Raw genomic sequence first — 14,761 nt, 5'->3', positions numbered from 1 at the left:
TATCACTTTGCACCTTATTTACTATGGTATCAATGTCTATATTTTTAAAGTCTTTCTCAAGCTGTTTCGCCATATGATGATGTAATTTTATAATACGAGTATCGCATGTCTGTGCAAACTTCTAATTCAACATCTGTATTCTGAAGATCTTTTACCTCAGTTATTGTTGCATGCACTCTTGTGATCCAAAGAGTATGTGCTCCTAACTCTGTGATGTTATCATCACTATAAATCGCACTATCTGCAATGTGGTACACTTTGTCGTCCAATTCAAGATTCTTCTGAATTTTCTTGATGGTTTTCACTAATGTGGTTTTGTCAGATGCATTTCCTGAAAGAGTTTCTACAAAAAGCGGTATGCCTTCTTGATTACACACCATGCTCAATACATAACGTTTCAAATCCCATCGCATGTCTTTAGGGTGGCCATAAGTAATCTCAATAGTATTAAGTTCAGGATCACGATTCTCGTAATTTCCATGTAAACTGAAATTGGTTGTGTCGGTGTGCAGAATATGGTTACCGAATGGAACGCTTTTCATAACTTTGAGGACTATCTGATTGAAAAGTTCAGTACAACCATATTCATAGATTTTGTCCAGCGTTCTTCCAAGAACGTCGTCGTTTATGTGTTTTGGAAGAATTCCTTCTCCCAATAATCGTTCTGTTGGAAGGTTTTCAAAATAGTCGGAATAAAGGTACAGTCGGCTTTCGTTGAATCCCAAACCGTTCAAACACATGGCTTTGATCACTGCAGAATGGGATAAATTGTGATTTCGGTTTTTTGGTATGGTGGTGTCTATTAAGTCTGCAATATCAAGTTCATCAAACGTTCCGCTAACTAATCCTAAATGAGATAGTGCTGTAGTTGTTATGTTCATGTAGTAGTTCATCCCCTCAGATGAGTTTACTGATGAAATGGAAGAAGTAATATTAAAAAGATTCACTTTTGGAATTTACATGCGGAAAGTGAGATATATACCCATCAATAATAAAATGGTCAGATTGCTCGACAATATGATTATATATTAGAATCGACTAAATTCTATTACAAATTTAGTGGTGGTGATTACGAATGGCTGTAATTGATGAAGGCGAAAAGTATTTATGCAATATATGTGGAAACGAAGTTATTGTGACCAAAGTAGGGGGCGGAGTCCTGGTCTGCTGTGGAGAGGATATGGAACTTATAGAATAGTCCATAGAACATAAAATTGGAGGAATAAAATGAGCGAACACAAGAAGATAATTGAAAATATTGGGAAAAAAATAGGTTTTGAGCCTGAGGTACTTCACACGATAGGTGAACTTGACCCGGATTTCCTTCAGGCATACCATAAATGCGATAAGAAAATGCTTACTGACGGCGCCCTGCCTGCCAAAATGAAAGCACTGATGGCACTGGCTGTAGTGGCATCGCAACGCTGTGAGGCCTGCACTGTATCCCAGATGAGAAATGCAATGAAACAAGGTGCAACTAAAGGGGAGATCATGGAAACCATGGAAGTGATTTTCCTCACATCCGGCGCACCTGGCGTGGCTACATGCAGAGACGCATTAAAATTGGTGAAATAATTAAATGAAGTCAGGAAGAAATACGATACTATTTCTTTCTTTGATATTGGCCATGCCAATCATGGTTTGTGCACAAACCGCTCCAGGGGAACTCAGTTCAGACCAGTTCGAGGACCCCTTGAGTAGGTGTCAGGTGTGCCATGCTGAAATTTACAAACAGTGGGAGGGGTCCATGCATTCACAAGCCGAGTTAGACCCATACTACCTGGCACTGTCCGGAATGGCAAGTGAAGAGACCGACGGGCTTACCGACACATACTGTGCAAGATGTCACACGCCGATCGGGGTTGTGTCAGGGGAAGTCCCGCCAGTGGATGGATCAAATCTCAGTGAAATAGCTAAAAAGGGTGTTCAGTGTGATTTCTGTCACACAGTAACTGAGAGCGACGGCACAGCAAATGCAAAATTTACCTTAACACCGGATGGTACGAAGCAGGGACCGTTTGATGATTCAAGATCGCCGGCACATAATACCGAGTATTCCGAACTGCACACAAAAGCCGAGTTCTGCGGTATGTGCCATGATGTCAACCACCCAACAAACGGACTGCCCCTTGAAGCCACCTATACCGAATGGAAGAACGGTCCCTACGCAGCCCAGGGTATCCAGTGCCAGGACTGCCACATGACACCAGGCATCACCGGGTATCAGGCAAACCCTGGCAAGGCGTCAGGGATAGGCAGGGACCGCGAGCATATCTGGACACATTTTGGTGTGGGAGGTAACATATTCATGACCGAATACCTTGGTTCCAAGACCCATGCAGACATGGCAGTGGACAGATTGCAAAGGGCGGCACAGGTTAAGGTAATACCAGATGGATCAGTGGTTCCTGGTGAGTCTTATGAGTTCAAGGTTAGTATAAAGAACATCGGAGCCGGGCATTACCTGCCAACCGGCCTGACCGAGTCCAGGCAGATGTGGCTGGATATAACTGTGACAGACGGGGCAGGGATTGAAATTTACCGCTCAGGTGCCCTGGACGAACACGGTAATATCGACCCTGGGGGAGTAGTGTACCATACTGTACTTGCCGATGCCAAGGGCAACCCAACAGAAAAAGTATGGGAAGCTGAAAGCATACTATCAGACCATAGAATACCTCCTAAAGGTGAAGATACCGAGTCACATGGGTTTGTGATACCTGAGGATGTCAGTCTGCCAATTTCTATTAACGCTGTACTGAAATATCGCTCTGCTCCCCAGGAACTTATAGACCATTTGCTGGGCGAGGAGTTCGAGGTACCGGTGGTTGAGATGACACAGGATTCCAAGACCATTAGAGATGAAGATAAAAGTATACCCGGATTCCAGATAACGTTCCCTGTTCTGCTCGGGTTATTGTTACTGTTATTCAGCATGAGAGGAAACAAAAAATGACTGAGGAGACTGAAGTTAAACCTGATGAGACACTGGACTGTATCGGGCTGTTTTGCCCGATACCAGTCTTCAACACTACTGAGGCTATAAACACTATCAATATAGGTGAGGTGCTGGAAGTGCTGACCGACGACCCTGCCTCAACCCAGGATATTCCCAGATGGGCCAAGCGCACGGGCCACAAACTACTGAAATTCGAGGACCAGGGTGACAATTTCCGGTTCCTTATCAAAAGAACGAAATAAATAAGGAGATATGAAAGATGAGTGATGAAAAGATATTATATGTCCAGACCAGTGGTGTGAACACTCCCGAGAGGTTGTATTCCCCGCTGGTGCTTGCCCAGACCGCCAAGGCTATGGGCGTTGATGCAACAGTGTATTTTCTTGGGATGGGTATCACTGTGGTCAAGAAAGGAGAGGCTGAAAAAGTGCAGCTCGGGAGTTTCCCATCTCTTAAGGATATACTGGACCAGACTGTAGCAGCAGGCGTAAAACTGTATGTATGTGAGGCCAGTACCCAGTTGATAGGGCTGGACAGGGGTGAATTCATCCCTGAGGTTGAGATCGTAGGGGCGGCAACCCTCAACGACCTGGTGCTGGAAGCTGACGGCACGATGTGGTTCTGACCATGGTGAATGGTTTGACGGCCGTATACATGGACAATGCCTCAGGGGCATCTGTTGATAAACGTGTGGTTGAGGTCATGCTCCCGTACTTTGATTTCAGTGTGGGCAATCCGGCATCGCTCCATGAATCAGGTGTTGAGGCCCGTAAAGCACTGGGTGCGGCACGGGAGTCGGTGGCCGCACTTATAGGGGCAGATGATAAGGAAATTATCTTTACATCGGGGGCAACCGAGTCCAACAATATTGCCATACGTGGCGCAGTTCAGCGTAAGAAGAAAAAAGGGAACCATATAATAATCTCTGCCGTGGAGCATATGTCAGTGGTAAATACCTGCAAGGACCTGCAGCGTGAAGGTTTTGAGGTTACCACTGTACCCGTGGACAGGGACGGACTGGTGGACCCCGGACGCATCGCAGACGAGGTCACTGACCAGACCATCCTGGTATCATGCATGTATGCCAATGGTGAGATAGGCACTATCCAGCCTGTCCGGGATATCGGTGCTATGACCAGGAGCAGGGATATTCTCTTCCACGTGGACGCCGTGGCTGCTGCCGGTAAGATACAAATCGATGTGGTACAGGACAATATCGACCTGCTCTCCATTTCTTCCAATGACCTGTACGGTCCGAAAGGAGTGGGTGCACTATATATAAGGTCGGGCGTAGCGCTGCGTCCTGTGATGACAGGGGGAGGCCAGGAGCGGGGGCTGCGTTCGGGTTCTGAGAATATTTCAGGTATTGTGGGTATGGGAAAGGCATGTGAACTGGCAAAGGATGAGATGGAGAACGATGCCAGGCAAATGGAGGCGCTCAGGGAGAAGTTGATTGACGGAGTACTTGGCAATATGAAACATTCTTATATAACAGGTCACAGGACAAAGCGACTGCCGAACATTGCCAGTTTCAGGTTCAGTTTTATCGAGGGCGAGAGCATCATTATGAGCCTCAGCGACCTGGGAGTGGAGGCGTCCACGGGTTCGGCCTGTTCTGCAAAGACCCTGGAGCCGTCCCATGTACTTATTGCCATTGGGCTGCGCCATGAGGAAGCCCACGGGTCGCTGCTGTTGTCTCTTAACAAGTGGAATACGCAGGCAGAGGTTGACCATGTGCTTGCGAGCCTGCCGCCTGTGGTGGAGCGGTTGAGGGAAATGTCGCCACTGTACCAGGAGGATTGATCGTATGAGTTTTGAATATTCGGAAAAGGTAAAGGATCATTTCAGGAATCCCAGGAATGTGGGAACCATTAAGGATGCGGATGCCACCGGACGGGTGGGAAATCCGGTTTGTGGTGATATGATGGAGATACAGCTAAAGGTGGAGGATAATGTCATTAAGGATATCAAGTTCAAGACCTTCGGGTGTGCTTCTGCTATTGCCACCAGCAGTATGGTTACCGAGATAGCAAAGGGTAAGACCCTGGAAGAGGCACTGGAGATTACCAGGCAGGATGTGGCAGATGAACTGGATGGCCTGCCACCCATAAAGATGCACTGCTCCAACCTGGCCGCCGATGCACTGCATGCTGCCATTAATGATTACATGGAGAAGCAGGAGAAAGGCATCACCCAACTGGGTGAGGACGAGTATGAGGTTGCGGTGATTGGCGGTGGTGCTGCCGGGCTTGCGGCTGCTACTATATCCTCCTATGTGGGGCTTAAGACTGTAGTATTTGATGGCGGGCAGTGGGGTGGTATGCTGAACAAGTTCTGTCCTGATAAGTTGATAGAGAACTATCCGGGCCTGACCGACAAGATGACCACACGTGAGCTGACCCAGTCGCTGCTGGATGATGCCAGGAAGCAGGAAGCGAAGCTGGTCAATGAGCATGTGAATGATGTTGAAATAGAAATCGACAGTGATTTCAAGACCCTTACCACTGATTCCGGGACTTATAAGGCCAGGATGCTGGTGCTGGCATCCGGAAGTTCGCCTGTCAAATCCGGCATCCCTGGCGAGGAGAAGTTTGCAATGGATGATGGCGGCATATTTTACCTGACGGCAGACCCATCCAGGCTGACCGACAAGCGGGTGCTGGTGTACGGCAGGGGATACAATGCGCTCTCTACTGCCGGCTGCCTGGGGGGTATTGCTGCCAGCGTCACGTTGGCGACTGATGAGGCGTCGTTCATGGTGCCCGACCGGGAGATGGACAGGGTGAAGTGCATCGAGGGGCTGAAGATGCTGACTTCGACAACCCTGCTGGAGATACAGGGCGCTGCAAAGATTGAAAAGGCTGTGCTGGAAGACCAGAACGAGGGGGAAAGGGTGGAGATTATAGTGGATGCTGTGGTGCTGGCCACTGGGATGGTGCCGAATGTCGGGCTTATGGAGAAGCTGGGTGTGGAGGTGGATGAGTCGGGGTTTGTTAAGACTGATAAGTACCAGCGCACCAGTCTGGACGGGGTGTATGCTATCGGGAACGTGGCATCTGATATTGATCTGCTGGTTGTGGCCGAGGCGCAGGGGACGATTGTGGCGCATGATGCTTACCGGAAGTTGAGGGGTGGGTGATGGGTCTGTCCTTATGGACATATAGCCTTTACTTTATAAATAATCTACAAGAGGGTTGTTTTTTGGTGCGGAAGTTTTGTATTTAGTATCACAAGTTTTTTACAACTTCTAAATCCAATATTTCTTTACGTCTTTTCCAATCCGGCATAAGAGCGTCCATCATATTATAGAATTTTTCATCATGATTTCTATGTTTGAAGTGTATTAGTTCGTGTAATATTACGTAATCAATGCAGAATTTAGGAGCATCAATTAGTTCTGTATTTAGTAAAATTGTTTTTTTATTTTCAATACAAGAACCCCATCTGGCTTTCATTAATCGCATTGAAATTTCAGGTTTTTCTATATCGTATTTTTTAACTAGCTCATAAGTTCGTTCCAAAGAATCGTTAAATACCCTCATGGATTTTTCTTTATACCATTGCTTTATGAGTCTTGATTTTCGAGTCGTGTTATTTTTATCTTTAATAAACAGATTGAAAAAACCTCTTTGGCACTTAACACACTCTTCTTTAGATTCAATAACTTTCAGCCGATACTGCCGTCCCAGATATTTAAAAGTCTCACCGCTTACATATTCGCGATCAAATTTATTATCAGGCAAGGTTTTTTTGAAATATTCTTTGTTCTTTAAAATCCACGATGCTTTTTTTCTTAGAAACTGGTTTATTTTTTCAATTGGAACATCGTTATTCGCAGAAACCTCGACTAGTAAGTTGGGTTTTACATTAAGATTGATATTAGATACATTTTTTCTTGTAAGTTTATATTCGATCTTATGTTGACCATAAGTAATTTCGTGTTTTACCATCGTCATTACCTAAATCTTTTAACCGATATTGATCTTATTGTCTCAATTATCTTATCTATCTGATCAAATGGAAGTTCTAAATTATTTTCCTTTTTGAAGTCAAATAAAAGGTCATCAATTTCTTGAGCAATTCTGTTATGGATGTCGGTATTGTCCTGGAAATCAACTTTCACATGTTTGTCAATAATTGATTTTACATCTAAGGAAAGATCTGCTATAGGTTCATAAAGGTCTCTATCTTCGTTTATTTCATAGACTTGCTCCGTTATGACTCCATAAAATGCTTGAGCGTGTGGATCATTCTTAATATTTGAAGGATATATGATCCCAGAATCTCCTTTTCTGAAATCCTCTACAATTTCTTTCATTTTATCCAAGTATTCCCCTTCAGAGATTCTTGCTTCCCTATATGCTTGAAGAACTTCCTTTATTCTTTCAGAGAACTTTTTGTAAAAAGCAGGGTTTTCATCCCATTTTTCACTGATGCTTTTCGTCATTCTTGTTCTGATTGCATCGGCTTTTGCTCTTTTTGAACCAAGTCGTTCAAGTTCTTTTTCAAAATTTATTTTATCGAGAATATCCACCGGTTTAGTAATTCGGATTACTTCTTCTGCAGAAATGTAATTATCCATCAATTTTTGCATATGCGCTTCGTATTCTTTGTGGTCGATGCCATCAGAATATCTTAATTTAACCGCTTTTCTTAGTTCTTGGAAAAACTTTAAATCTTTCTTATATTTATTCAGTTCATCTTTGCTTAATGCATTATACACTTGTTCTGATTCAAGTGCAATTGACAAATACCTGCCAAAGTGGCTAAGTATATTGTAGAAATCATCTCTGATTTCATCATTTGCCAATAGAACCTCATATTCCTCAACATCTTTCTTGTTTTTCACAGGAATGAAGATGTTGATGAGGTCTGTATAACATTGTCTCAAAGAGCCAATTATGCTGATAACATCATATAAAGAGCCTTTTAAGTCTTCAGGGTCAAAGTTTTCAAAACCCGCTCCCGAATACATATCCAATGCTTCATCAAGGTTTTCCAGCAAACCCCTGTAATCAACGATAAATCCAAAATCCTTGCCTTCATACAGTCTGTTTACGCGGGCAATTGCCTGAAGAAGTGTGTGTTCCTTCATCTGCTTGTCCACATATAATACAGTTGCACGCGGAGCATCAAAACCTGTCAATAGCATATCAACAACAATTAACAAGTCAATTTCATCACCATTGACAAATTCATCTTTAATTGTGTCCACATATTTTTCCGCATCACCATATTTTTCAATCATCTTGTTCCAGAATGTTTTAACAAGATCCTTTGATTTTTGGTCAACAGCTTCATACCCTTCCCGCTCATCAGATGAGGAAATTATAACTTTGCAATTGATGTCGTCCAATTCTTCAAATGCTTCAAGATAACGAATAGCTTCGATTTTGCTATTTGTTGCAAGCATTGCCTTAAAATTGGCACTTTTTGTTTTGTAATTGTCAACAAAATGCTGGTTAATATCAAATGCAATCAGTGTTATTCTTTGATATGATGAAGCAATTTTACCAAATCTGCTCCATTTCTGTTTTACTTCTTCTTTTTGTTTATCATTCAGATTCCTTGTAATCATATCGAGTCTTTGGTCGATTGCCTTTTGATTGACTGTCTGTTCAACACTTTTACCTTCATAGAGGAGAGGCACAATTGTCTTGTCCCTGACACCATCGACAATTGTGTATTTATGAATCAACTTGCCGAACCTAATCATAGTGTTCTTTTCTTTTTTCATCAATGGTGTGCCTGTAAATCCCAAATAGCAGGCATTAGGGAAAACATTCTTCATCTTGATATTCATTTCCCCGTATTGTGTCCTGTGTGACTCATCGACCAGAACAAATATGTCTCTTGAAGTCGCAGCTTTCGTCTTTTTCGATGCAGTATCAAACTTATGGACAAGGGTTGTGATTACATCAGCATTGTTGTCTGCGATTAGCTTGATTAGATGATTGCCTGACGTTGCTCTGCTGGCTTTTAACCTTGTATGGTTGAAAGTATCGCGGATTTGCTTATCTAAATTTTTCCGGTCAGTAACAACTATCACTCTTGGACGCTCTGCGGGCAGTTCGGATAATATATATTTTGCCAGCATCACCATTGTTATGGATTTGCCTGACCCTTGGGTATGCCAGATAACGCCTGACTGGCGATTTCCGTCCTCATCGTTTGTGTTGATTGTCTTAATGATTTCTCTCACTGCGAAAAACTGCTGGTAGCGGGCAATTTTTTTCATATCCTTGTCATAAACAACAAAATATTTTGTTATATCCAGTAGCCGTTCCGGGTGGAACAAAGAAACAATATTTTCATCCTGTATAGTTGTTTTCCTGTTTTTAACAACTTCACTTAAGATATTCTGGTGCCATTTTTCATCCTGCTCGTTCCAGATCGACCAGAATTTTGCAGCTGTTGAAGTTGTGGCGTATTTTGTCTCGTTCTTGTTTGTCGCCATTACGATCTGGGTAAACTTGAATAACTGCGGTATGTAATCCCTGCCCTGGTTTCTTATCATCTGCGAGATTCCCTGCTCCATAGAGATAGATGCTCGCTTGCATTCGATTACTGCAAGAGGGATTCCATTGACAAACAAAACAATATCGGGTCTTGCGTGGTCTTTCGCATTTTCCCTTTCAACAGAGAACTCTTCAACAATATGATAATCATTGTTTTTGGGGTTTTCCCAGTCAATGAATTTAATTGTAAAAGACCTTTGTGTGCCGTCAGAAAGAGTCTCCTGATAAGAGCGACCAAGCATCAGGGTATCGTATATTTTTTCATTTGTCTTAACTAAACCATGAGTCAGCCCTTCATCAACATCCTTGATAGCCTGCTCAATGTTCTTATTGCTGAACTTGAGTTCTTCGCCTTTGTACTCGAAGGAGTTGAGTTTTTCAAGCTGTTTTTTTAGTATTGGTTTTAGAAGCACATTGTACAAGTTGCCCCTCATAGCTTCCGCATCTTTTGGAGCGATGATTTCATAGCCCAGATTGTTCAACACTTCCATTGCAGGTTTCTGGGAAATGTTTTGTTCATTGTAATCATAAGCGTTTGCCATTTTAATCTACCTCCACTCTTACTATTCCTGTGAGTAGCAGTTGCATAAGACCTCTTTTTTGCTCTTTGAGGTTCTCTAAATATTGTCTTAAATTGTTTAATTCCAAATTAATTTCTTGTATAAATTGTCCGATTTTCATCTGTTCATTGATTTTTGGAATTTGTATTTTAGTACTAAGCAATCCTTGAAGATCAAGATTTCTTCGTACAATGCTTGCTCCCTGTTCTGAATTAATTTTGTAAAACCATAGCATTTTAGAACTTTTAATTAATTCTTCAAAAAAAGCACCATCAACTTTGTCATAATTTATTTTGAATGTTTTATAAGCGGGAGAAACAAGTCCTATATTTGGGTATTTCAAAATATCTAAACTACCCATCCACAGATTCATTGTACTAAAAACTAATTCACCTTTATTGATTATCTTATAACCAATATTATCACTACTGGCTATCTGCTTTTTAAAATGATAAGATTGTAAACAAATTCCATCTTTTGTAACTGACAATATTTCATGTTGATTATTTTTAGCAGTAAAATCTGAAAATTCAACTATTAGATCTCCAATTTTAACCTCATCCCATTCATCAGTAAACTCCGGGAACCTCGTATCTCCTGTAAGAAGTTTCTGCATCAACCCTCTTTTGAACTCCTTTTTCTCTTCAATGAGTTTTTCTAATTGTCTGATAATTGCATCGGCATCACTTAATATGGTGGTAATGGCGTTTTGTTCGCCGCGGATGGGGGGAAAAGAAACATGAAGATCTTTCAATATTTGGGTGTTTAAAGATGCCATTGTTTGCCCAACCGCAACACTTCTTATTCTTTGTTTTGTAATTTCTTGATGAAAATGATAACTAAGATAATTTGGTAAAATATTCGCAGTTGTCACTCTTATTCTTAGTAAACGTCCTGAAAAAAGCCACCCATCCTCTGTTTCCCTAATCAAAGAGTTTCTATCAACAGAACCAACACGACTGAATACAATATCACCTCTTTTTAGGACATAAGATTTTAATCTATTTCTATCAAAATCAGATACCATTGGTAAATTATCATGCACAACTCCTTGTTCGCCCAAATGTTCAACGGTGATTATTGGTGTCCCCTCTTGCACATAATCTTTCTGGTGTAGGGCTGATCCAAAAGGACCTGTCTTTATATCGGATACTTCTGCTAACTTCTTCACCGCCCAATCATCTGGAATAATCCCCACCTTCGTCTTTCTATATCCTTCCGGGACTTCGCCTTTACGGATTCTCTCCATCCGTTCTTTAATTTCCTGTTTCATTCACTTTCCCCTGCAACAATTTTTTCTTGTGCTTTTTTTCTATCTCTTTTACGCTTTTTTCAGGCACTTCAAGTTCTTCCGGCATTGTTCCGCCAAGCTCTTCTATAGTCTGCCTTACTTTTTTGCCTACATCATGGTGGGTCTTGTTGGCGTTCTCTTTTCCCCTGATATTTTCGCGCCTTAATTTATCATCAGTCTGGGTTGCCCTGAACAAATTGGCTGCAAGCTCTGTGCTTCCCATATGATCCAGGATTTTTTCGTTTTTAGCAAGCCCTTTTCTTTTATGTATGTCTTTAACTCCAAGCCCCTTGTATAACCCCTGATAACCTTTGTTCTGAAATATTGCATGGTCTTTGGGAGTCACAACGCCCGACATATTCGCGGCTTCTGCAAGGGATTTATTATGGGTTCTCAATTCATTCCGAATAGCAAACCGTTTTTCATCTTCCATAAACGCTTCATCATTTTCGCGCTCCCTTGTCTTTACAGCAAAATATGTCTGACCCAGAGCAATTATTTTTTTTCTGGGATCTCCGTTTTGCACAATAAGATAACATGCATAACGCGATAACATGATATCATCGATATTTCTTTTTGTATCAGAACCGATCTCGACCATTTTGCTGACGTCAGCAAAATGGTCTCCGATATCGTTTTTTGCATTTTTGCAGGATTCCTTCGCCTTTTCAACTACATTAAGGAAATTGCGCCATTGTCCATATTCAAGAAGATCTTTTAAATCACGCGCATACCAAAATTCAACCCCCACTTCAGTATGTTGTTTTGCCCTTTCAAAATCGCTTTTTGAATATTTTTCCATATCCGGCATAAAACTCACCTACAACCCCAGTTCCTCAAGTTGTTTCTCCATTTTAACCTCAACTTCTGCAAGCTCATTTTTGATATTTGCAATATTCTGCTTAACTGCATCCATATCAACAGGCTCTTCCTCTTCAAATGTGTCCACATATCTTGGAATATTCAGGTTGTATTCGTTTTCCTTGATCTCATCAAGTGTTGCGACATGCGCAAACTTGTCAATATCTTCGTACTTCTCATACGTATCAACAATTCTCCGGATGTCCTCTTCCCTAAGATTGTTCTGGTTCTTCCCCTTTTCATAGTGTCCGTCATTTGAAGCATCAATGAATAGTATATCTCTTCTGCTTCGGTTTTTCTTAAATACCAATACGCATGCAGGAATCCCTGTTCCAAAAAATAAATTCGCAGGAAGCCCGATTACAGCATCAAGCAAGTTCAGATCAATTATCTGCTTTCTGATCTTACCTTCTGCTGCCCCCCTAAAAAGCACGCCATGAGGAAGGACAATCCCCATCCTTCCACCTTCTGCCAAAGAGTAAAGCATGTGCTGCACAAAGGCATAATCACCTTTTGATTTTGGGGGAACGCCCCATTCAAACCTTCTGTAGGAATCAAGAGAAGATTCCATTTTATAGTCCTTATCATCTCCACTTCCTGCAAAGCCCATAGCCCATTTATCAAGGCTGAATGGTGGATTGGCAACTACAACCTGGAACTTCATCAACTGCCCATCATCCAGGAACAGTGGGTTTGAAAGCGTATCCCCCCACATAACATTTGCATCGTCAAAATTATGCAAGAACATGTTCATCCTGCAAAGCGAATGGGTCTGCCCGTTTCTTTCCTGCCCGTAAACTGCAACCTTTCCGCTTGGAACTTTTTTTGCGGTTCTAAGCAACAGCGAGCCAGAGCCGCATGTGGGATCATATATTCTGTCATTCTCTTTTGGCTTTACAAGTCTTGAAATTAATTCAGAGACTTCGGATGGTGTGAAAAACTCACCGCCTTTTTTTCCTGCATCAGATGCAAATTTTGCAATCATGTATTCATACGCATCGCCGATTACATCTGCACTTCCGACACTTGAAGGTCTCAACTCAAGATCCTTGAAATCTTCAAGCAGGTGCTTTAGCATGCTGTTTCTATCTTTGGTTTGTCCAAGGATTGCCTCAGAGTTGAAATCTATATTTCTGAAAACACCCCTCAGTTTCATTTTATTTTCTTCTTCTATGTGTTCCAATGCTTTATTGATGACTTCGCCAACATTTGCATCGTTTCTTTTACTGTAAATATGGTCAAATGTTGATTTCTCGTCTAATACAAACCGATCCCTGTTTAAAGCGCGCTGTATTCTCTCTGCGTCCCCTCCATACTTCTCTGTGTAGTCTTCCAGATGTTCTTTATAGGTATCAGATAGATACTTTACAAACAACATGACCAGAATATAGTCTTTGTAGATTGATGAGTCAATCTTTCCCCTGAATGTATCACACGCCCTCCATAAGGTATTTGAAATAGTTGTCTTTGATGTTTTTGGTACCATAGTTAGTTCTCCATTATGATTTTATTTATGCTGGCTTTTGCAAGTTTTTCTTTTTCTTTCATTAAACGAGACAGTAACATTTTTTCCTCCACTTGAAGTTGATTAAGTTCAACAATTTTCTTTTGTACAGCGAATTGTTTATCGGGAATGTCAATATCCCTCAGGTGCGTTATTTTAATCAAGGGTATTGTTGCGCTGATAGATGATTTGAAGAAATTTTTTTTAATAATTTCAGAATTTAAGAATAATGCAACAAATTCCGGAATGAAATTTTGTTCTTTTAACCGGGTTATGGCAAAATTAGAAGGTATGACCAATCCTTCCTGGCTTTCATTTATGCAAATTGCTGTGTATGGGATTGTCAACCGAATAATGACATCTCCTTTATTTGTAAGATATTTATTTTCGAGTTTATCTTTTGAGAAAAACACATCCAGCTCACCATCATTGAGCCACCCTTTTGGGTCAAAACTTTTCAGGGTTAACATACGATACTTGTGAGCATCCTTATCTTTAGCATTAGCCCTTTTCCTCACAAGTACAAGCCCTGTTTGCACTTTCGACATGTTTATTAATTTCATCTTAATCCGTTCTCTTTTGATTAGTACAATTTTAAATACCTGTTAAGTTTAAATAGTTTACGCATATATTTGTACTAATGTAAAAGGAACTTGAATATACAAATGCTTTGGAATTGACAGTGTAACCTTCACCCCCTCTTTTCTTAAAACAACATGACTCCCCACTTGCCTATGAGGAACCCACCCTGCTTTAGAAAATGCCTTAATAGCCTTCATCCCTGAAATAATCGGAAAGTCCGGACATTAAGCAACCACATCAACTACCCTAGACGAAGGCTTTGTAATATACGACTGAATTTCATCTTCAGGCAGGGACTCCAAACATGCCTGTATGGCTTCCTTGATATTTTCTAAAGCCTCATCTACAGTATCTCCCTGGGAAAAACAACCCGGAAGACTAGTGTCAAGTCAACCATACAATATCGCTAGATATATTATCTGACACTGTTCCATTTCCCAGTTATTTTTAAGACGCAGATTTACACTGATTTACGCAGATTTAAGG

Annotated in this window: 15 protein-coding genes and 1 pseudogene; 7 read left to right on the top strand and 9 right to left on the bottom strand. The window is 41.5% G+C overall.

Annotated features, from left to right (window positions below):
* Positions 1-56: 56 nt before the first annotated feature.
* On the bottom strand, positions 57-881 hold the full coding sequence (locus tag HF974_03000) for an IS1634 family transposase (GenBank protein MBC2697305.1): 825 nt from the start codon (positions 879-881) through the stop codon (positions 57-59).
* Between the two features lie 194 nt (positions 882-1,075).
* Here HF974_03000 and HF974_02995 point away from each other — a divergent pair, with 194 nt between their 5' ends.
* Genes HF974_02995 through nifU form a run of 7 tightly spaced genes read left to right on the top strand, consistent with a single transcriptional unit; the run spans position 1,076 to position 6,098 of the window.
* The gene (locus HF974_02995; protein MBC2697304.1) at positions 1,076-1,198 is read left to right on the top strand and encodes a desulfoferrodoxin FeS4 iron-binding domain-containing protein; all 123 of its coding nucleotides are present in this window, start codon (positions 1,076-1,078) and stop codon (positions 1,196-1,198) included.
* A 29-nt stretch (positions 1,199-1,227) separates the two neighbouring features.
* Positions 1,228-1,575, top strand: a complete 348-nt coding sequence (locus HF974_02990; GenBank protein ID MBC2697303.1) for a carboxymuconolactone decarboxylase family protein — start codon at positions 1,228-1,230, stop codon at positions 1,573-1,575.
* A gap of 4 nt (positions 1,576-1,579) precedes the next feature.
* A complete protein-coding gene (locus HF974_02985) occupies positions 1,580-2,956 on the top strand; it encodes a cytochrome c family protein (protein MBC2697302.1) in 1,377 nt (458 codons plus the stop codon).
* Entirely contained in the window at positions 2,953-3,201 is a 249-nt protein-coding gene (locus tag HF974_02980; protein ID MBC2697301.1) for a sulfurtransferase TusA family protein, read from the top strand. The genes HF974_02985 and HF974_02980 overlap by 4 nt, the downstream gene beginning before the upstream one ends.
* Before the next feature lie 17 nt (positions 3,202-3,218).
* Complete coding sequence (locus HF974_02975; GenBank protein MBC2697300.1) at positions 3,219-3,584, top strand: sulfur reduction protein DsrE; 366 nt, start codon at positions 3,219-3,221, stop codon at positions 3,582-3,584.
* A 2-nt stretch (positions 3,585-3,586) separates the two neighbouring features.
* The gene (locus HF974_02970; GenBank protein ID MBC2697299.1) at positions 3,587-4,762 is read left to right on the top strand and encodes a cysteine desulfurase; all 1,176 of its coding nucleotides are present in this window, start codon (positions 3,587-3,589) and stop codon (positions 4,760-4,762) included.
* Positions 4,763-4,766: 4 nt separating this feature from the next.
* On the top strand, positions 4,767-6,098 hold the full coding sequence (gene nifU, locus HF974_02965) for a Fe-S cluster assembly scaffold protein NifU (GenBank protein ID MBC2697298.1): 1,332 nt from the start codon (positions 4,767-4,769) through the stop codon (positions 6,096-6,098).
* Positions 6,099-6,186: 88 nt separating this feature from the next.
* Here nifU and HF974_02960 read toward each other — a convergent pair whose 3' ends face one another.
* The 8 genes and pseudogenes from HF974_02960 to HF974_02925 all read right to left on the bottom strand — a co-directional run bounded on the left by HF974_02960 (position 6,187) and on the right by HF974_02925 (position 14,652).
* Positions 6,187-6,909 carry a M48 family metallopeptidase gene (locus tag HF974_02960; protein ID MBC2697297.1) on the bottom strand — a complete coding sequence of 241 codons (723 nt, stop codon included), beginning with the start codon at positions 6,907-6,909 and terminating at the stop codon, positions 6,187-6,189.
* Between the two features lie 5 nt (positions 6,910-6,914).
* Positions 6,915-10,019 carry a type I restriction endonuclease subunit R gene (locus HF974_02955; protein ID MBC2697296.1) on the bottom strand — a complete coding sequence of 1,035 codons (3,105 nt, stop codon included), beginning with the start codon at positions 10,017-10,019 and terminating at the stop codon, positions 6,915-6,917.
* Position 10,020: 1 nt separating this feature from the next.
* Positions 10,021-11,310 (bottom strand): hypothetical protein, encoded by a 1,290-nt coding sequence (locus HF974_02950; GenBank protein MBC2697295.1) that lies wholly within the window; start codon positions 11,308-11,310, stop codon positions 10,021-10,023.
* A complete protein-coding gene (gene dinD / locus HF974_02945) occupies positions 11,294-12,139 on the bottom strand; it encodes a DNA damage-inducible protein D (GenBank protein ID MBC2697294.1) in 846 nt (281 codons plus the stop codon). Before dinD ends, HF974_02950 begins: the two co-directional genes overlap by 17 nt.
* Positions 12,140-12,148: 9 nt before the next feature.
* A complete protein-coding gene (locus HF974_02940; GenBank protein MBC2697293.1) occupies positions 12,149-13,675 on the bottom strand; it encodes a type I restriction-modification system subunit M in 1,527 nt (508 codons plus the stop codon).
* A gap of 2 nt (positions 13,676-13,677) precedes the next feature.
* Complete coding sequence (locus HF974_02935) at positions 13,678-14,256, bottom strand: hypothetical protein (protein ID MBC2697292.1); 579 nt, start codon at positions 14,254-14,256, stop codon at positions 13,678-13,680.
* Between the two features lie 57 nt (positions 14,257-14,313).
* Positions 14,314-14,472, bottom strand: a complete 159-nt coding sequence (locus tag HF974_02930) for a type II toxin-antitoxin system HicA family toxin (GenBank protein MBC2697291.1) — start codon at positions 14,470-14,472, stop codon at positions 14,314-14,316.
* 27 nt (positions 14,473-14,499) lie between these two features.
* Positions 14,500-14,652: pseudogene (locus HF974_02925) on the bottom strand (type II toxin-antitoxin system HicB family antitoxin).
* Positions 14,653-14,761: the final 109 nt, after the last annotated feature.

The sequence above is a fragment of the ANME-2 cluster archaeon genome (assembly GCA_014237145.1).
In the GTDB taxonomy this organism is placed as follows: Archaea; Halobacteriota; Methanosarcinia; order Methanosarcinales; family Methanocomedenaceae; genus Methanocomedens_A.
This window is presented reverse-complemented; position numbering and strand designations above follow the sequence as displayed.

Bases quoted from the DNA above. Each gene is read 5' to 3' on its own strand.
- HF974_03000 (MBC2697305.1), bottom strand. From the start codon at position 881: ATGAACATAACAACTACAGCACTATCTCATTTAGGATTAGTTAGCGGA.
- HF974_02995 (MBC2697304.1), top strand. From the start codon at position 1,076: ATGGCTGTAATTGATGAAGGCGAAAAGTATTTATGCAATATATGTGGA.
- HF974_02990 (MBC2697303.1), top strand. From the start codon at position 1,228: ATGAGCGAACACAAGAAGATAATTGAAAATATTGGGAAAAAAATAGGT.
- HF974_02985 (MBC2697302.1), top strand. From the start codon at position 1,580: ATGAAGTCAGGAAGAAATACGATACTATTTCTTTCTTTGATATTGGCC.
- HF974_02980 (MBC2697301.1), top strand. From the start codon at position 2,953: ATGACTGAGGAGACTGAAGTTAAACCTGATGAGACACTGGACTGTATC.
- HF974_02975 (MBC2697300.1), top strand. From the start codon at position 3,219: ATGAGTGATGAAAAGATATTATATGTCCAGACCAGTGGTGTGAACACT.
- HF974_02970 (MBC2697299.1), top strand. From the start codon at position 3,587: ATGGTGAATGGTTTGACGGCCGTATACATGGACAATGCCTCAGGGGCA.
- nifU (MBC2697298.1), top strand. From the start codon at position 4,767: ATGAGTTTTGAATATTCGGAAAAGGTAAAGGATCATTTCAGGAATCCC.
- HF974_02960 (MBC2697297.1), bottom strand. From the start codon at position 6,909: ATGGTAAAACACGAAATTACTTATGGTCAACATAAGATCGAATATAAA.
- HF974_02955 (MBC2697296.1), bottom strand. From the start codon at position 10,019: ATGGCAAACGCTTATGATTACAATGAACAAAACATTTCCCAGAAACCT.
- HF974_02950 (MBC2697295.1), bottom strand. From the start codon at position 11,310: ATGAAACAGGAAATTAAAGAACGGATGGAGAGAATCCGTAAAGGCGAA.
- dinD (MBC2697294.1), bottom strand. From the start codon at position 12,139: ATGCCGGATATGGAAAAATATTCAAAAAGCGATTTTGAAAGGGCAAAA.
- HF974_02940 (MBC2697293.1), bottom strand. From the start codon at position 13,675: ATGGTACCAAAAACATCAAAGACAACTATTTCAAATACCTTATGGAGG.
- HF974_02935 (MBC2697292.1), bottom strand. From the start codon at position 14,256: ATGAAATTAATAAACATGTCGAAAGTGCAAACAGGGCTTGTACTTGTG.
- HF974_02930 (MBC2697291.1), bottom strand. From the start codon at position 14,472: ATGAAGGCTATTAAGGCATTTTCTAAAGCAGGGTGGGTTCCTCATAGG.